This is a genomic window from Pseudomonas sp. YL2 (assembly GCF_023063025.1).
In the GTDB taxonomy this organism is placed as follows: Bacteria; Pseudomonadota; Gammaproteobacteria; order Pseudomonadales; family Pseudomonadaceae; genus Aquipseudomonas; species Aquipseudomonas putida_A.
In genome coordinates this window covers 19,759-37,599 of sequence record NZ_JAJSLU010000023.1, presented here as the reverse complement: position 1 = coordinate 37,599, position 17,841 = coordinate 19,759, and the positions used below count along the sequence as shown (strand labels likewise).

Sequence of the window (17,841 nt, the reverse complement as noted above, 5' to 3'; positions counted from 1 at the left end):
TATCTGGAGTCTGTACATGGAAAACCTGGATGCGCTGGTCTCTCAAGCACTAGAGGCTGTGCAAAGCGCTGAAGATATCAATGCCCTGGAGCAAATCCGGGTTCAATACCTTGGCAAAAAGGGTGAATTGACTCAGGTGATGAAGACCCTGGGGAATTTGCCGGCAGAAGAGCGTCCGCAAGTCGGCGCCCTGATCAACGTTGCCAAGGAGCGTGTTACAGGCGTTCTCAATGCGCGCATGGCTCTGTTTGAAGAAGCCGAACTGGCTGCCAAACTGTCTGCCGAATCCATTGACGTGACGTTGCCGGGCCGTGGCCAGACCTCCGGTGGTCTGCATCCTGTGACCCGGACTCTGGAACGAGTCGAGCAGTTCTTCACCCGCATCGGCTACGGCATCGCCGAAGGCCCTGAGGTCGAAGACGACTATCACAACTTCGAAGCGCTCAACATCCCAGGCCACCACCCGGCCCGGTCGATGCATGACACTTTCTATTTCAATGCCAACATGTTGCTGCGCACCCATACCTCGCCGGTACAGGTCCGCACCATGGAGTCCAGGCAGCCGCCGATCCGCATCGTCTGCCCAGGCCGTGTGTATCGCAGCGACTCCGATATCACCCACTCGCCGATGTTCCACCAGGTCGAAGGCCTGCTGGTCGATCGCGACATCAATTTCGCCGACCTCAAAGGCACCATCGAAGAATTCCTGCGGGTGTTCTTCGAAAAAGAGCTGGCCGTCCGTTTCCGTCCTTCGTACTTCCCGTTCACCGAGCCATCCGCTGAAGTCGACATGGAATGCGTGATGTGCAGCGGTAAAGGCTGCCGCGTCTGCAAGCAGACCGGCTGGCTGGAAGTCATGGGCTGCGGCATGGTGCACCCGAACGTGCTGCGCATGTCCGGCATCGATCCGGAAGAGTTCTCCGGTTTTGCCTTCGGCATGGGTGTCGAGCGTCTGGCAATGCTCCGTTACGGCGTGAACGACTTGCGTCTGTTCTTCGACAACGACTTGCGGTTCCTCGCGCAATTTCGCTAGTCGTAACGAATTCTTAGGAGAGCAGGATGAAATTCAGTGAACAATGGCTGCGTGGCTGGGTTAGCCCGCAGGTAAGTCGCGACGAGCTGGTTGCTCGTCTGTCGATGGCGGGTCTGGAGGTCGATAGCGTGACCCCGGCCGCCGGTGTATTCAGCGGCGTGGTCGTGGGCGAGGTGCTGAGCACCGAGCAGCACCCTGATGCCGACAAGTTGCGTGTGTGCCAGGTCAGCAATGGCGCGGAAACCTTCCAGGTCGTGTGCGGTGCGCCAAACGTGCGTCCGGGCCTGAAGATTCCGTTCGCCATGATCGGTGCCGAACTGCCGGGCGACTTCAAGATCAAGAAGGCCAAGCTGCGTGGCGTCGAGTCCAACGGCATGCTGTGCTCGCAAGCCGAGCTGCAGGTTGGTGAAGGCAACGACGGTCTGATGGAACTGCCGGCCGATGCGCCGGTGGGCGAAGATTTCCGTGTGTACCTGGATCTGGAAGATGCCAGCATCGAGGTCGACCTGACCCCGAACCGTGGCGACTGCCTGTCGCTGGCCGGTCTGGCCCGTGAAGTGGGTGCGCTGTACGACACGCCGGTCACTCGCCCGGTGGTCATGACCATTCCGGCTGTGCACGACGAAGTGCGTCCGGTAGAAGTGCTGGCGCCTGCCGCCTGCCCGCGTTACCTGGGTCGTGTCATCCGTAACGTTGATCTGTCCAAACCAACCCCGCTGTGGATGGTTGAACGTCTGCGCCGCGCCGATGTGCGCAGCATCGACGCTGTCGTCGACATCACCAACTACGTGATGCTTGAGCTGGGTCAGCCACTGCACGCTTTCGATCTCGCCGAAATCAACGGCGGCATCCGCGTGCGTATGGCGGAAGAGGGTGAGAAGCTGGTTTTGCTCGACGGTCAGGAAGTCAGCCTGCGTAGCGATACCCTGGTGATTGCCGACCACACCCGCGCTCTGGCAATTGCCGGCGTAATGGGTGGCGAGCACAGCGGTGTCTCCGCAACCACTCGCGACGTTTTCCTGGAAAGTGCCTTCTTCGACCAGATTGCCGTGGCGGGCAAGGCTCGTTCCTACGGCCTGCACACCGACGCCTCGCACCGTTACGAGCGTGGCGTGGATTGGCAGCTGGCCCGTGAAGCCATGGAGCGCGCCACCGGCCTGCTGCTGGAAATTACCGGTGGTGAAGCCGGCCCGATCATCGAGACCGTCAGCGAACAGCACCTGCCGTCGATCGCGCCGATCACCCTGCGTGCGCAGCGCATCACCCAGATGCTGGGGATGGAAATGGATTCGGCTCAGGTGGAGCGTCTGCTCAGCGCCTTGGGTCTGAAGATTTCCGCTGACGGAGCAGGGCAGTGGCGCGTAGAAGTGCCAAGTCACCGCTTCGACATCAGTCTGGAAGTCGATCTGATCGAAGAGCTGGCGCGTCTGTACGGCTATAACCGTTTGCCGGTTCGTTACCCGCAAGCGCGTCTGGCGCCGCAAGCGAAGGCTGAAGCACGCAGCGAATTGCCTGAGCTGCGTCGTCTGCTGGTAGCCCGTGGTTATCAGGAAGCGATCACTTACAGCTTCATCGATCCGAAACAGTTCGAACTGTTCAACCCGGGCGTTGAGCCGCTGTTGCTGGCCAACCCGATTTCCAATGATATGGCTGCCATGCGTTCCTCGCTGTGGCCGGGCCTGGTCAAGGCGTTGCAGCACAACCTGAACCGCCAGCAGGATCGCGTGCGTCTGTTCGAAAGCGGTCTGCGCTTCGTCGGTCAGCTGGAAGGTCTGAAGCAAGAACCGATGCTGTCGGGTGTTGTTTGCGGCAGCCGTCTGCCGGAAGGTTGGGCGCAGGGTCGCGACACCGTCGATTTCTTCGACGTGAAGGCTGATGTTGAAGCGGTGTTGGGCTTTGCCGGTGCACTGGATACCTTCACTTTCACTCCGGGTAAACACCCGGCGCTGCACCCGGGGCAAACCGCGCGCATCGAACGTGACGGGCGTGAAGTCGGCTTTATCGGTGCGATCCACCCTGAGCTGTCCAAAGCCCTGGGCCTGGATCGTCCGGTCTTCGTCTTCGAGCTGGTTCTGGCTGAAGTCGCTTCCGGAAAAATGCCGCAATTCCACGAGTTGTCGCGTTTTCCTGAAGTGCGTCGTGACCTTGCACTGATTGCGCACAAAGACGTCGCGGCCTCGGCTGTGCTGGACGTAATCCGTGAAAATGCAGGCGAATGGCTCACGGATCTCAGGCTGTTTGACGTGTATCAGGGTAAAGGCATTGATCCTGATAGAAAAAGCCTTGCAGTTGGCTTGACCTGGCAGCATCCATCGCGCACTCTTAATGACGATGAGGTGAATTCGACGACGCAAAATATCCTCACCTCGCTCGAACAAAGGTTGAACGCCACGTTAAGGAAGTGACGTATGGGGGCTTTGACGAAAGCTGAGATGGCGGAACGTCTGTATGAAGAGCTGGGCCTGAACAAGCGGGAAGCCAAGGAATTGGTTGAACTGTTTTTCGAGGAAATCAGGCACGCTCTTGAAGACAACGAGCAGGTCAAATTGTCCGGTTTCGGCAATTTCGACCTTCGGGACAAACGCCAGCGGCCTGGCCGCAACCCGAAAACGGGGGAAGAAATCCCGATCACGGCTCGCCGTGTGGTCACCTTTCGTCCAGGGCAGAAGTTGAAGGCCCGAGTTGAGGCTTATGCTGGAACCAAGTCATAACGACGAACTACCCGTCATCCCGGGCAAACGCTACTTCACCATTGGTGAAGTCAGCGAGCTGTGTGCGGTAAAACCACACGTGCTGCGCTACTGGGAGCAGGAGTTTCCTCAGCTCAACCCCGTCAAACGCCGCGGAAACCGCCGGTATTATCAGCGCCAGGATGTGCTGATGATCCGGCAGATCCGCGCGCTCCTTTACGATCAGGGGTTCACCATCGGCGGCGCACGCTTGCGTTTGTCCGGCGATGAAGCCAAAGACGACACCACCCAATACAAGCAAATGATCCGCCAGATGATCGCTGAGCTTGAAGATGTACTGGTGGTGCTCAAGAAATAAAAAGCTGCGTTTGAATACTTCCAGTTTTCAAAAGCTTGCGATATATTCTTGAGCGCTCTTCGAGACGAAGGGCGGGTTTCAAACCAGTCGGGGCGTAGCGCAGTCCGGTAGCGCACTAGCATGGGGTGCTAGGGGTCGAGTGTTCGAATCACTCCGTCCCGACCATTATTCCTGAGTAAAATCAGACACTTAAGCCGATCATCTAGATCGGCTTTTTTGTGCCTGCGCAAAGCTCGCGCAAAAAAAGGTCGCTGGATGAAAAATTTGGATCACTTGATAGACAAGCGGGATCCGGCGCTGCCCATCATTGAAAAAATGCTGGGGAAGCCGTACTCAACTATCAGTTACTCCCTCCCTCCACCGAAAATGGCAGAGTTCTTTCAGGTCTTCAGCTCACGACTAAATCGACTTTAGGTGCGATCGCCTTCGAAACGGGTGGGCTGTTGATTGATCACGGTTGGTTACGTGTGCTCGGCTCCGGGCATCTGCAATTACCGCGAAATCTTCTGGATTGGAATGGCGGCCGTGCTGATGCTTATATGTTGGTCGCCGACGATGCCGCTGGAGGTTTTTTTGCTCTCAATGGCGGTGGTTTGGGTGAAGAAGTTGGGGCGATGTATTACTGGGCGCCTGACACGCTGTTGTGGGAGCCATTGCACATTGCTTACACCGACTTTCTGGGTTGGGCGTTGAGTAATCGGCTCGCGACCTTCTACGACGGTTTGCGCTGGAACGGCTGGATTCGCGACCTGCAGGCGCTGGAAGCGGATCAGTGCTTTTCGTTTTTCCCGTTTCTCTGGACTCGGGAAGGCTCAGTCGAAAAGAGTCGCCGTACGGCGATTGATGTCAGCGAACAGTTCGAAATGAATGTCGAGTTGGCACGCAAGCTCGGCAATGGTTCTGCGCAGCTACTCTGATGTCGGGTTGATACTCTGCCTGTCAGGGCTGATTTACTTCTACTTCTTTACCTTCAGCGAGCCGAGCCATGTGCAGCAGTATTGCGGGGTTTGATAGACCGTACTGTCAGTGCGCTCGCCTCTGAAGCGCCACTAAATATTGGCGATCGGGTGCCGATACTCAGTCATCTAAATTCCGATCGAGCGAAGGCGCATGGACATCAGCAATACCAGCAGTGAATATCAAAAGCCGAAAAATCTCGCAGGGCTGGGCCGTCGCTGGGGTGGGCAGATCATCGATACGTTGATCACCTACTTTTTGATCCTCTTCGTAGGACGGCTGGCGGAGTTTATTGGTTTGCCGCCAAATGTGGTGGCTGTCCTGGCTCTTGGTACGGGTGTGGCGTATTACCTGTTTTCCGACGCAATGCCCAACGGGCAAAGCCTGGGTAAAAAGCTGCTGGGGATGTCGGTGATTGATGAGCGTAGCTACTTGAACTGCAATCTGTATCAATCGTTCATACGCAATATCACAACGCCGTTTCTGAACATCCTCGACTGGATTTTCATCTTCTTTGGCTCGCGCAAACGCCTGGGCGACATGCTTGCGTCAACAATTGTGATTCGTGTCAGGTGAGTCAAGTGGGGCGACGGCAGTCGCCCAGGTGTTAAGGTTTCGAACCTTGCTTAATGTCCTCCGAGTCACTGGAGGTTGCGGCGTCTTTCTGCGTTTCTTGCGGTTCGGCGCCGGAGTTTGAGCCTGACGCTTCTTCGCCTTTTTTATTGGCTTTTTCCTCGTTGGACTCTGAGCTTTGCGCCTGATTTGTGCCGGAGGAGGCCGTCGGTGTTGCTGCCGAACTGGTCTGCGTGAAGAGCGAGCCAGTCAACAGCAGGCTTGCAAGCGTCAGGGTTGCAATCGACTTGTTCATGATCTGAGTCTTCCGCGCGATGTGGGTAACTCTTTGGAGGCATGAACAGGCCTAAGGTGCTGGCCGTTGGACGAGCGGTAAAGTCACAGATACCCGGCCCAATGTGAAAGTAGAAGGATTTCTATCAAGCCGACCACAAACATGACCGCGACAAAGCGCCGCGAAAACACCGCGCTATATTTTGCGGCCTTGCAAGTCGGCCCATTCAATCCCGAAGCGGCTCAGGTATTTTCTCAAGCGATCTGCATCATTCGGCTGCGCCTTGGCCTTGCGCGATACGCCGAACAGTCTGCGTCCGGCATCCGACAGTCTGTCCGCTTGCCGACATACGTCAATTACCGCTTTCAATTGCAGTCGATCAAACAGGTCGAGGCTAGCGGCGTCTCCCGGGAGGTCATCCGACACGCCGTCCGCTTGCGCCAGCCCCCACGCATAACGCAGTCGATCAATTTCTTCCTGCACTTGCGCCTCATCAATTCGTCCGCTGTCCGCCAGCGTGGCCATCCGGGTAATCGACGCTGACAATTCGCGAAAGTTGCCCAGCCATGCCGCTTCCCGAGAGCTGGCGAAGGCGAGGTAGCGTCGGCGCGCTTCGAGGTTGAAGCGCACCAGTTGGCCGTGATCGCGAGCGTGACGTTCGAGCTCGAAATCGATGTTGGGCTCGATGTCTTCGCGGCGGCCGGCCAGGCCGGGCAAATCAAATGTCCAGAGGTTGATGCGCGCGTACAGATCCTCGCGGAACAGGCCTTCGGCGACGCGGCTGCGCAGATCGCGGTGAGTGCCGGCGATGATCAGGAAGTCGCTGTCGACCTCCTTGTCGGAGCCAAGCGGAAAGAAGCGCTTTTCTTCGATCGCCTTGAGCAGCATCGCCTGTTCGTCCGCGCCCAGCTCCCCGATTTCATCGAGAAACAACATGCCGCCGTCCGCTGCCCGTAGCAGGCCGTCGCGGGCGTTCTGCGCTCCGGTGAATGCGCCTTTGACGTGACCGAACAGAGCCGACATCGCACCGTCGCCCCGCAGGGTGGCGCAGTTGACCTCAACAAACCGGCCCTGCATTTGATGGCGGCTGCGTTTGAGTTCATAGATGCGTCGGGCGAGAAACGATTTGCCGGCGCCGGTCGGGCCGATCAGCAGCATGGGCGCCTTGGAGCGCACGGCCACGCGTTCAATCTGTTCGATGGAGCGGTTGAACGCCGCGTTACGGGTGGCGATGCCGGACTTCAAGAACTCCAGGCCCTCGAGGCGTTTGTTGGCGAAACGCGAGGCAATGCGGTCATAACGCGACAGGTCGAGGTCGATCAGCGCGTGAGTGCCGGTGGCTTGTTCATCTTCGCTTTTGCGTCGGGCGGGGGAGGTCTGGATCAGGCGCGCCGGCAGATAGCGTGCTTCGGTCAGCAGGAACCAGCAAATCTGCGCGACGTGGGTGCCGGTGGTGATGTGAACCAGATAGTCCTCGTGCTCGGTATCGAAGCTGTAGGCCGTCGTGAAGTCATGCAGTGCGCCGTAGACCTCTTCGAAATCCCACGGATTGCGCAGTGCCACGGGGTGCAGGTGTACCTCGGTTTCCGGCGAGACCTGCTGGATATCGGCGCGAACCCGTTCAGCGAGGCTGATGTCGCGCGCGTCGATACCGTGAATCAGTTCCAGACGATGAATCAGCACGTCCGGTTGCTGGCACAGGCCAACGCTCGGTCGCCAGTGGCTCCAGCGATTGGCGCCTTTGCCAACGCGGTCCAGGGTGGCGCCGATAAAACCGATGGCGACGGTGCGTTTGTTGGGCATGGCTATCTCAAAAGATAAATGACGATATCAAATGATAGGTTTCTCACACTGGGTTTGTCTTCGGTTCAGCTCAAAGAAATCGATAAAAAATAAAAAAACTATATAAATCAATAAGATAAAAAATAAATTTTGCGCCTCTCAAAAACTGGCACAGCCGCTGCAATATCTATCGCAACGAACAGGACAACACAGCGAGACGCCACGATGGCCAACTTCAAACTCTTCAACACGCAATCGAAACAGCTGCCAGCCTGCGACACTTTGAATGCCTCCGGTGCCTCGGCATATGCCTACACGCCGAAGCATCAACTGGCCCAGCTGGCGGTCACCGGTTGCCTGAACCAGACGTTTTACGCCAGCGCTGAAAGCCAGCTGGATCAAGTATTGAAGCTGGTGGCTGAACTCGACAGCCGTTTCGTGGCGAAGGCTGCTGTCTACGCTCGCCAAAAGGGCCACATGAAAGACATGCCGGCATTGCTGCTCGCGGCGTTAACGGCAAACCGTTCGACGCTGGTGCCTGAGGTGTTTGAACAAGTGATCGACAGCGGCAAGATGTTGCGCAACTACGTGCAGATCCTGCGCAGTGGCGCCACCGGGCGCAAATCCCTTGGTTCGCAACCCAAACGTCTGGTGCAGAACTGGCTGAACGGCGCGACCGAACGTCAACTGCTACAAGCGTCGATTGGCAACCAGCCATCGCTGGCGGACGTGGTGAAGATGGTTCACCCGAAACCGGCTGAGGCTTGGCGTGAAGCGTTCTTCGCGTGGTTGATCGGCAAACCGGTGGATGTGCAGGCATTGCCTCAACTGACCCGCGATTTGTTGGCATTTCGCAGCGGTGCGAGTCACCAAGTACCCGCGGTACCGTTTCAACTGCTCGGCAACGAAACCCTGAGCAAAGAGCAATGGGCGGCGCAGGCCTGCAACATGGGCTGGCAGGGGTTGCGCATCAACCTCAACACCCTGGCGCGGCATGGCGCGTTCGAGGTTCCGGGTTGCGTCGATTACGTGGCCGCGCGACTTGCAGATCCGCAAGAAGTGGCAAAGGCGCGGGTTTATCCATACCAGTTGCTGGCGGCCTATCGGATGGTTGGCGATAACGTACCGCTGCAGATCCGCGAGGCGTTGCAGGATGCACTTGAGTTGTCGTTGGCCAACGTGCCGAAGCTGGAAGGCGCGGTGGTGGTTTGCCCGGACGTATCGGGTTCAATGGGCAGCCCGGCGACCGGTTATCGTCAGGGTGCAACCACCGCAGTGCGTTGCATTGATGTGGCGGCACTGGTCGCGGCGGCGGTGTTGCGCAAACAGCCGGCGGCGCGGGTGATGCCGTTCGAAGTGAAGGTGGTGGATATCAAGCTCAACCCACGGGACAGCGTGATCAGCAACGCGGAGAAACTGGCCAGGGCCTTTGGCGGCGGCACCAACTGCTCGGCGCCATTGAAGAAACTGGCGGACAGCAAGGCCAGGGTCGATACGTTGATTCTGGTATCGGACAACGAGTCCTGGATCGACACGCGGCGCCGTGGTGCCAGTGAGACCATGCTCCAGTGGGAGCGCATCAAGCGGATCAACCCGCAGGCACGGCTGGTGTGCATCGATATCCAGCCGGGTTATGCAACGCAGGCAGCCGACCGCGATGACATTCTGAATGTCGGCGGTTTCAGCGATGCGGTGTTCGATGTGGTCGAGCAGTTCACCAGCGGTCGTTACGGTGCCCAGCACTGGGTCGAAGCGATCGAGAAGATGCAATGAATTGATTTGTCACAGGCGCTGAATGCCGGTGGGACTACATCCAAGACGTCTCATCAAACCCTTGTCAGCGTGTGTGACGGCACGAATGCCTGATGGCTGTACATCTGAGACCGGTTAACCCCGGTGCGCGGCAACGCGCAACAGTCATCAACTTTTGTCGTGCCACCTTATTGAAAAAGAGGGCAGCGAATGCAACAGGTACTCCATCGGAACGCGGGTTCGAATCCCGCCCCGGCAACGGGGGCTCGACTGGCGGAGCCACAGTGTCTGTTTTTTTGTCGCTGCACATGACGGAACAACGCCGAATCATCGGCCAACGAATAAAGAATAGAGAAATGAAAGAACACACTTACCAACTGCTCGAAGTCGCCAACGGCAAGCCGATCAAACTCTGGACCGAAGGCGTCCCGGTGGAAAACGAGGCCCGCGAGCAACTGATGAACACGGCAAAGATGCCATTCATCTTCAAGCATCTGGCGGTGATGCCGGATGTGCATCTGGGCAAGGGCTCGACCATTGGCAGCGTGATTCCGACGGTGGGTGCGATCATCCCGGCGGCCGTCGGCGTGGACATCGGTTGCGGCATGATCGCCGCACGCACGTCGCTGACCGCAGCCGACCTGCCGGACAATCTGCAAGGCCTGCGCAGCGCCATCGAGCAAGCGGTCCCCCATGGCCGCAGTTCGAACCGTTCGCGGCGCGACAAGGGCGCATGGGACGAGATTCCGCAGCAAGCCGATCAGGCCTGGGCGGGGCTTCAGCCACGTTTCAAACTGATCACCGACAAGTACCCGAAACTGACCAACACCAACAACCGTGGGCACTTGGGCACGCTCGGCAGCGGCAACCACTTCATCGAAGTCTGCCTGGACGAAGCCAACCGGGTCTGGTTCATGTTGCACAGTGGTTCTCGCGGTGTCGGCAACGCCATTGGCAACCTGTTCATTCAGATGGCTCAGGCGGATATGCGGCAACACATCGCCAACTTGCCGGATCGTGACCTGGCGTACTTCGAAGAAGGCAGCCAGCACTTCGATGATTACGTGGAAGCGGTGAGCTGGGCGCAGGACTTCGCCAGACAGAACCGCGAATTGATGATGCGCGCGGTGATTCAGGCCACGCGCCAGATCATTCGCAAACCGTTCGAGGTGGCGCTGGAAGCGGTCAACTGCCACCACAACTACGTGCAGAAAGAGCGGCATTTCGGCGAAGAAATCCTGGTCACCCGCAAAGGCGCGGTGTCGGCGAAGAAAGGTGAACTCGGGATCATTCCGGGTTCGATGGGCGCCAAGAGTTTCATTGTGCGCGGCCTGGGCAACGAAGAGTCGTTCAGCTCCTGCAGCCACGGCGCCGGCCGCACCATGAGCCGAACGAAGGCAAAGAATACGTTCACCGTCGAAGACCAGATCCGCGCCACGGCGCATGTCGAGTGCCGCAAGGACGAAGCGGTGATCGACGAAATTCCGATGGCCTACAAGGACATCGACAAAGTCATGCACGCCCAGCGCGAGTTGGTGGAAGTGCTGCACACCCTGCGGCAAGTGGTGTGCGTCAAAGGATAAAAGGATCAGCAGTCATGGAATTTGCAGAACGCCACCCGCTGTGCGCCACGATGCGTGCGCGGGTACTGGAAGAGTTGGCGCGTATAGAGCGCGAGCGCAATGTCACGGTGTTGTACGCCTGTGAGTCCGGCAGTCGGGCCTGGGGCTTTGCCTCGACCGACAGCGACTACGACGTACGGTTCGTGTACGTGGAAAAACCGCAGTGGTTCGTTCAGGTCGACACGCCGCGCGCTGTGATCGAGCGGCCATTGGACGATGAGCTGGACGTCAGCGGCTGGGAACTGCGCAAGACCCTCGGGTTATTGCGCAAGTCCAACCCGACGCTGCTGGAGTGGCTCGACTCGCCATTGGTGTACCGCAGCGAAAGCGCGCAGGTTGCGCAACTGCGGGAGCTGGCCGAAGCGTTCTACAGCCCGCCGGCAGCCCGCAACCACTATCTGTCGATGGCGAAAAACAACTTTCGCCAGTACCTGCAAGGCGACAGCGTACGGTTCAAGAAGTACTTCTACGTGCTGCGGCCGTTGCTGGCGGTGCGCTGGATCGATCAGGGGCGTGGGCGTCCACCGATGACCTTCGCCGACCTGCTGACCACGGTCGACGATCGCGCACTGCTGGCTGAAGTCGACGAACTGCTGGCACTTAAACGCAATGCCGTCGAGCGCGCCTACGGCCCGCGTCGTCCGGCGCTGCACAGGTTCATCACTGCCGAACTCGAACGCGATGTGCCCACATTACTCAGAACTCAGGAAGACTCGCGAAAACTGGATGACTACCTCAGGGACATCGTCGGGTTGTATGCGTAAGGATTGAAATGGAACCGCAAGTGATTGAACTGGACGGCGCGATTGGCGGCGGTCAGGTGTTGCGTAGCGCGCTGAGCCTATCGATGGTGACGGGCCAGGCGTTTCGCATTAAACAAATTCGTGCCCGCCGCAGTCGGCCGGGATTGTTACGCCAGCATTTGACGGCAGTGATGGCGGCCGCCGAAGTCTGCGGCGCACGGATCGCGGGAGCGGAACTGGGCTCGCAGGAGTTGCGCTTCGAGCCGGGAGCGATTCGTTCGGGTGATTACCGGTTTGCGATCGGCACGGCCGGTAGTTGCACGTTGGTGTTGCAGACATTGCTGCCGGCGCTGTTGCAGGCGCCGGGCACAAGTCGCGTACGGATCAGCGGCGGTACGCATAATCCGTTGGCGCCGCCTGTCGATTTCCTTACGCGCAGCTGGTTGCCGTTGATGCGGCGCATGGGTGCCGGCATTGAGCTGGATCTGCTGCGTCACGGCTTTGTCCCGGCCGGTGGCGGTGAGATCGACGTCACGGTGCAGCCGTCGCAACTGACGCCGCTGGACCTGTGTGAGCGTGGGGCGCTGCTGTCGCAGCAAGCCTTGGCGCTGACGGCCGGTCTCGCACCGAGCGTCGCCGAGCGTGAACTGAATCAGGTGGCGAAACGCATGCGCTGGGCAGCGGAAACTTTGCATCCGATCACGCTCGACCCGGCGCGTGGCCCCGGTAACGTGCTGTTACTGGAGTACGTGTTCGAGCAGGTCACCGAAGTCTTCAGTGCCTTTGGCCAGGTGTTGTTACGGGCGGAGAAGGTCGCTGATAGCGCAATCAATCAAGCGACAGACTGGTTACGCAGTGACGCTGCGGTGGCGGAACACCTCGCCGACCAGTTGCTGCTGCCGATGGCGCTGGCCGGTGGCGGATCATTCACTACCCCAAGAATGACCGAGCATCTGCACAGCAACATCGCGGTGATCGAGCGCTTCTTGCCGGTCACTATCGAATGCTCGGAAGCGGGCCCCGAGCGTCTGCGGGTTGAGGTCCGCAACGGTCGCTGACCACGTCGCAAGCCCGGATCAATCTCGCGAATGCGGCAATTTGCTGGCCCCCAGGCTTGGGCTTCCCCGGCAAAATCGCCTTTTTTCAAAAGGTTAGGTTGGCTATATGCGGACGATTGTCATAACCGTTGCAACGCTTTCCTTGGTTGCTTTCGCTTCGGCCATTGAAGCGAGGGAGTTGAGCAAGAGTCACCGGTTCGCCTGTACCTGGGGCTCGGACATCGCCGCCGGGGCGCAGCAGTCGAAGCTCTCGGGGATCTCGTTGTACGGCGCGCGCAAGCAGTTGCAGGTGCGCAAGTTCCAGCAACCGTGGATGCGCATGACGGCAATGGGGATTACCGAGCAGACCTACAACAGCACGTCGAAGCTCAAACCTGCAGCGGTCAAGCAGACCTATTACGAACAATGCGTGCGGCATGAGCTGGCCCAACGATAAATCAAAAAGCCCAACCTGAAGAGGTTGGGCTTTTTCATGCCTGACGAAATGTCGACGTCACTTGTCAGTCTCGCAATTGACCATCCACGACACACCAAAGCGATCGACCAGCATGCCGAACCGGGCGGCCCAGAACGTGGTTTCCAGCGGCATATCGACGCGACCGTCCTTGGCCAGTGCATTAAACACCCGCTCGGCTTCGGCAATGCTGTCGACGTTGAGTGAAATCGAGCAACCACTCATGCCCCCGGTCGGGCGATCAGGTGTGGTGTCCGAGGCCATGATCATCTGATCGCCAACCTTCAGGCAGGTATGGATGACCAGGTTGTGGTGCTCTTTCGGTACGTGTTCGGCGGCGGGTGTTTCGCCGAAGGTCATGATTGCTTCGAGTTTTCCTTGCAGCGCTTGCTCATAAAAGGTGAAGGCTTCACGGCAGTTGCCGTTGAAGATCAGGTAGGGATTGATTCGCATGGTGGCGTTCCTGGCAGTAGGCGCGGAGAGAGGCGATGTTCGCCAGGTTCCGCGAAAGGCGGTTAAACCATAGCAAAGCATTGGACGTCGCAACGGCCAGAGTTTTTCCAGATGTTTTTCTTCTGAAAACGCCGCGCTTCAGCACGGATAAAACCTGCGGAGTACCATGACACCCTGTACGACCTATCGAGCTTGTTCTGCCATGCCTTTGATTTCCCGCTTCAACGCCCTGTTCGATCAGGCCCGGCGCGCCTTGCTGTTGGTCTGGGCGACTTCACGCGGGTTGTTTTTGGGGTTGGTGCTGGCGACCCTGATTGCCGGCGTTCTGCCGGCGCTGGCCGCATGGCTGGGTCAGCGCATTGTCGATGCGGTGGTGACGGCGATGCAGTTGCACGCGCAAAAGGGCGATGCACCGCTGTGGCCGGTGTTGCGTTATGTGCTGATGGAGGCGGGCGTGCTGGCGTTGTTGTCCGGTACGCAACGGGCGCTCTCGGTGCAGCAGTCGTTGTTGCGGGTGCAGTTGGGGCAGAAGGTCAACACGCTGATTCTGGAAAAGGCGCAGACCCTGTCGCTGGTGCAGTTCGAGAACTCCGAGTTCTACGACAAGCTGGTGCGCGTGCGCCGCGAAGCCTCGACCCGGCCGCTGGCGTTGGTGATGAAGTCGCTGGGGCTGATCCAGAACCTGATCATGCTGATCAGCTTCGGTGTGCTGCTGGTGCATTTTTCGCCGTGGGCACTGCTGTTGCTGGTGATCGGCGCGTTGCCGGTGTTCTTTGCCGAGGCGCATTTCTCCGGCGACGCTTTCCGCTTGTTCACCCGCCGTGCCCCGGAGAGTCGGCAGCAAAATTACATCGAAACCTTGCTGTCCCATGAGGCCTATATCAAAGAGGTCAAGCTGTTCGGCTTTGCGCCGTTGCTGTTGCAGCGTTATCGGGACACCTTTGCCAAGCTCTACGCCGAGGATCGGCGCCTGACATTGCGTCGTGATGGCTGGGGTTTCGGTCTCGGCTTGCTCGGCACCGGGGCGTTCTATCTGGCTTATGCCTGGGTGGTGATCGATGCCGTGCACGGCAATATCAGTCTTGGTCAGATGACCATGTATCTGGTGTTGTTCAAGCAGGGGCAGAGTGCGGTCAGCAGCAGTCTGAGCGCGATCAGTGGCCTGTACGAAGACGGTCTGTATCTGTCCAACTTGTATGAATATCTGGCCGAACCGGTGCTCGCCGATTGCGGCCATCTCACCGTCGGCGCGCAACCGGGCGATGGCCTGCGCTTTGAAAACGTCGGTTTTCGGTATCCGGGCGCCCACCGTGCGGCGCTGGAAGGCATTGACCTGCACCTGGTGCCGGGCAAGAGTGTGGCGCTGGTGGGAGAGAACGGCTCAGGCAAAACCACGCTGATCAAATTGCTGACGCGCCTGTATCGGCCCGATCAGGGGCGCATTCTGCTCGATGGCAGTGATTTGCAGGATTGGGAAGAGAACACCTTGCGGCGGCGTATCGGGGTGATTTTTCAGGACTACATTCGCTACCAGTTCACCGTGGGCGAAAACATCGGCGTGGGCGATACCTCGGCGTTCAACGATGAATCGCGCTGGCAGGCCGCAGCGGCCGAAGGCATGGCCGCGCCGTTCATTGAAAACCTCGACCGTGGCTATGCAACGCAACTAGGCCGATGGTTCGCCGGCGGTCAGGAGTTGTCCGGTGGGCAATGGCAGAAGATTGCCTTGTCCCGGGCGTACATGCGCCGCGATGCCGACATCCTGATTCTCGACGAACCGACCTCGGCGCTGGATCCGGCAGCGGAAGCGGCAGTGTTCGAGCATTTCAGCCAGCACACCGAAGGGCGCATGACCCTGCTGATCTCCCACCGCTTTTCCAGTGTGCGCAACGCCGATCAGATCATGGTGCTGGAGGCTGGACGGATACTGGAGCAGGGCGATCACGATAGCCTGATCGCCGCCAACGGATACTACGCCAGACTGTTCGATCTGCAGGCGCGCGGCTATCGCTAGGAGTCCTGCGCGCTGCGCACCAGTGCGGGGCCGGCCACGCGCGGCGCGGGTTTGGACTGCATCAGCGCATCGAGCGCCTTGCGATAATTCTGACCGCCCAGCGCCATGCTGTTGTTGTGGGTGGCACCCGGCACCAGAAGCAATCGTTTCGGTTGTCGGGCGGCGTTGAACAGTTGCTCGCTGAAGCGTGGCGGCACGAACGCGTCGGCCATGCCGTGCACCACCAGCAATGGCATGTGAATCTCGGCGATCTTGTCGATGGAGTCGAATTTCTGCGACAGCAGCCAGCGCACCGGCAGCGAAGTGTTGGCCACTGCCGCCGCCACATCGGCGAGAGAGGTGAAGGTCGACTCGATCACCAGGCCCTTGACCGGCAGCGGGGTATGGTCCCGAGCAGCGTCCTGGCCGAGTTCGGCGGCCAGATCAATTGCCACGGCGCCGCCCAGAGAGTGACCGTAGATCAGGCGCTTGCTTGGGTCGGGTTGCAGCAGTTTGAAGCGCTCCCACGCCACACGGGCATCTTCGTACACGCTGCTTTCCGAAGGCAGGTCACCCTTGCTCTGGCCGAAACCACGGTAGTCGATGGCCAGTACCGAGTAGCCGGCCGCGCGCAACTGCTCGATGCGGAACAGCTGTCCGGTGAGGTTCCAGCGCACGCCATGCAGATAGAGAATCGCCGGAGCGTTCGGTCGTTCCGCGGGCCACCACCAGGCATGAATATTCTGCCCGGCCTTGAAGCTCTTGGGCTGCAAGTCGAGTTCCTGCACGCTGCCCGGCAAGCCGTGATACCAGCCGGCCGTGCCCGGTTCGATGCGAAACAGCAGTTTGCGCTCGGTGTGCTCGAGCACCGCACAACTCGTCGGCACGCCAATGATCAGCGCAGCCATGCAGGCGAACGCCAGACGGCGACGACGCAAACGGGTCATGAAGGACAGGAACATTAAACGGTTCACCACAGCGCAGACAAAGAAGGCTTTTTACCAGAAGGCTCGGTCTGCGCGTGACTTTTTCGACCACCGTCTACTCGCAACGATTACAAAATGCTGCGGCTCAGCCCACGCGCAGAACGATTTTGCCGATGTGGTCGCCACCTTCCATGCGCGCATGCGCCTGGGCCGCATCGTTCAGCGAATAAACCTTGTCGATGATCGGCAGGCAGCGTCCGGCGGCTAGCGCCGGCCACACGTGTTCGCGCAATTGCTCGGCAATTTCGGCTTTTTCCTCTGCGGTGCGCGCTCGCAGCAATGAGCCAGTGATCACCGCACGCTTGGCCATGATCGCCAGCAGGTCGACGTCGTTGGCCTTGCCGCCGCCGAGAAAGCCCAGCATCACCAATCGGCCATCCATCGCCAGCGCGCTGACATTACCGTTGAGGTACGAGGCACCCATGATGTCCAGAATTGCGTTAACGCCTTGGCCAGCAGTTTTTTCGGCGATGACCGTGGCGAAATCCTGCTCGCGATAATTGATCGGCTGCCCACCCAGTTTGCTGATTGCCGCGCATTTATCGGCACTGCCGGCGGTGGCGAAGGCTTCGATGCCGAACTCGCGGCAGAGCATCAGCGCGGTTGTGCCGATGCCGCTGGTGCCGCCGTGAATCAGCACGCGCTGACCGCGCTGAACGTCGCCGAGGCCGAACAGGTTGGCCCACACGGTAAAGAAGGTTTCCGGGATAGCGGCGGCCTGCACCCAATCCAGTCCATCGGGGATCGGCAGGGTTTGCCCGGCCGGGACGTTGCAGTATTCGGCGTAACCGCCACCGTTGGTCAGCGCGCAGACCTTGTCCCCCACGGCAAACTGACTGACACCGGCACCCAGCGCCACCACTTCGCCGGCCACTTCCAGACCGGGGATCGGGTTCATGCCCGGCTTCATCGGGTATTTGCCGGCGCGTTGCAGGGCGTCGGGGCGGTTGATCCCGGCGGCATGCACGCGGATCAGCACTTCGCCGGCTGCAGCGACCGGCAACGGCACGCGTTTGGCTTGCAGAACATCGGGGCCACCGGGTTGAGTGATTTCGATCCGGGTCATTTCGTTGGGCAAAGTCATGTCGATTCCTGTTGCTTGAGGTTCTGAAG

General features: G+C 59.2%; 16 protein-coding genes, 1 tRNA gene and 1 pseudogene. 13 read left to right on the top strand and 5 right to left on the bottom strand.

The genetic code is table 11. From position 1 onward, the window contains the following. Positions 1-16: 16 nt before the first annotated feature. From pheS to LVD08_RS25200, 7 genes and pseudogenes are all read left to right on the top strand, one after another. Entirely contained in the window at positions 17-1,033 is a 1,017-nt protein-coding gene (gene pheS / locus LVD08_RS25230) for a phenylalanine--tRNA ligase subunit alpha (protein WP_047597387.1), read from the top strand. Between the two features lie 26 nt (positions 1,034-1,059). Then, a complete protein-coding gene (pheT, locus tag LVD08_RS25225) occupies positions 1,060-3,438 on the top strand; it encodes a phenylalanine--tRNA ligase subunit beta (RefSeq protein ID WP_247269522.1) in 2,379 nt (792 codons plus the stop codon). Positions 3,439-3,441: 3 nt separating this feature from the next. Continuing rightward, a complete protein-coding gene (ihfA, locus tag LVD08_RS25220; protein WP_002553164.1) occupies positions 3,442-3,744 on the top strand; it encodes an integration host factor subunit alpha in 303 nt (100 codons plus the stop codon). Next, entirely contained in the window at positions 3,725-4,081 is a 357-nt protein-coding gene (locus LVD08_RS25215) for a MerR family transcriptional regulator (protein WP_003179985.1), read from the top strand. The genes ihfA and LVD08_RS25215 overlap by 20 nt, the downstream gene beginning before the upstream one ends. A gap of 88 nt (positions 4,082-4,169) precedes the next feature. After that, positions 4,170-4,246 (top strand) — tRNA-Pro (locus LVD08_RS25210). A gap of 90 nt (positions 4,247-4,336) precedes the next feature. Continuing rightward, a pseudogene (locus LVD08_RS25205) lies at positions 4,337-4,998 on the top strand (DUF2625 family protein). Positions 4,999-5,191: 193 nt separating this feature from the next. Beyond that, positions 5,192-5,614, top strand: coding sequence for an RDD family protein (locus tag LVD08_RS25200; protein WP_097088693.1), 423 nt, complete (start codon positions 5,192-5,194; stop codon positions 5,612-5,614). 31 nt (positions 5,615-5,645) lie between these two features. Here LVD08_RS25200 and LVD08_RS25195 read toward each other — a convergent pair whose 3' ends face one another. Further along, positions 5,646-5,906, bottom strand: coding sequence for a hypothetical protein (locus tag LVD08_RS25195; RefSeq protein ID WP_247269521.1), 261 nt, complete (start codon positions 5,904-5,906; stop codon positions 5,646-5,648). A gap of 174 nt (positions 5,907-6,080) precedes the next feature. Continuing rightward, positions 6,081-7,688: an RNA repair transcriptional activator RtcR gene (gene rtcR, locus LVD08_RS25190; RefSeq protein WP_247269520.1), complete on the bottom strand. Its 1,608-nt coding sequence runs from the start codon at positions 7,686-7,688 to the stop codon at positions 6,081-6,083. 204 nt (positions 7,689-7,892) lie between these two features. Here rtcR and LVD08_RS25185 point away from each other — a divergent pair, with 204 nt between their 5' ends. From LVD08_RS25185 to LVD08_RS25165, 5 genes are all read left to right on the top strand, one after another. Beyond that, positions 7,893-9,440: an RNA-binding protein gene (locus LVD08_RS25185; protein ID WP_247269519.1), complete on the top strand. Its 1,548-nt coding sequence runs from the start codon at positions 7,893-7,895 to the stop codon at positions 9,438-9,440. A gap of 335 nt (positions 9,441-9,775) precedes the next feature. After that, complete coding sequence (locus tag LVD08_RS25180; RefSeq protein ID WP_247269518.1) at positions 9,776-11,002, top strand: RtcB family protein; 1,227 nt, start codon at positions 9,776-9,778, stop codon at positions 11,000-11,002. Positions 11,003-11,016: 14 nt separating this feature from the next. Further along, on the top strand, positions 11,017-11,805 hold the full coding sequence (locus LVD08_RS25175; RefSeq protein WP_247269517.1) for a nucleotidyltransferase domain-containing protein: 789 nt from the start codon (positions 11,017-11,019) through the stop codon (positions 11,803-11,805). 8 nt (positions 11,806-11,813) lie between these two features. Further along, on the top strand, positions 11,814-12,842 hold the full coding sequence (gene rtcA, locus LVD08_RS25170; RefSeq protein WP_247269516.1) for an RNA 3'-terminal phosphate cyclase: 1,029 nt from the start codon (positions 11,814-11,816) through the stop codon (positions 12,840-12,842). Between the two features lie 106 nt (positions 12,843-12,948). Next, complete coding sequence (locus LVD08_RS25165; RefSeq protein WP_247269515.1) at positions 12,949-13,278, top strand: hypothetical protein; 330 nt, start codon at positions 12,949-12,951, stop codon at positions 13,276-13,278. A 57-nt stretch (positions 13,279-13,335) separates the two neighbouring features. Here the strand turns inward: LVD08_RS25165 and LVD08_RS25160 are convergent, their stop codons facing one another. After that, positions 13,336-13,749, bottom strand: a complete 414-nt coding sequence (locus LVD08_RS25160; RefSeq protein WP_103367630.1) for a VOC family protein — start codon at positions 13,747-13,749, stop codon at positions 13,336-13,338. 202 nt (positions 13,750-13,951) lie between these two features. Between LVD08_RS25160 and LVD08_RS25155 the strand changes: the two genes are divergently transcribed. Next, positions 13,952-15,763: an ABC transporter ATP-binding protein gene (locus tag LVD08_RS25155; protein WP_247269514.1), complete on the top strand. Its 1,812-nt coding sequence runs from the start codon at positions 13,952-13,954 to the stop codon at positions 15,761-15,763. On the opposite strand, the gene LVD08_RS25150 is transcribed toward LVD08_RS25155, so the two are convergent. Beyond that, the gene (locus LVD08_RS25150; RefSeq protein WP_247269513.1) at positions 15,760-16,704 is read right to left on the bottom strand and encodes an alpha/beta hydrolase; all 945 of its coding nucleotides are present in this window, start codon (positions 16,702-16,704) and stop codon (positions 15,760-15,762) included. The two genes, LVD08_RS25155 and LVD08_RS25150, sit on opposite strands and share 4 nt — an antisense overlap. Before the next feature lie 109 nt (positions 16,705-16,813). Continuing rightward, positions 16,814-17,812, bottom strand: coding sequence for an NAD(P)H-quinone oxidoreductase (locus LVD08_RS25145; protein WP_247269512.1), 999 nt, complete (start codon positions 17,810-17,812; stop codon positions 16,814-16,816). Between the last annotated feature and the right edge of the window lie 29 nt (positions 17,813-17,841).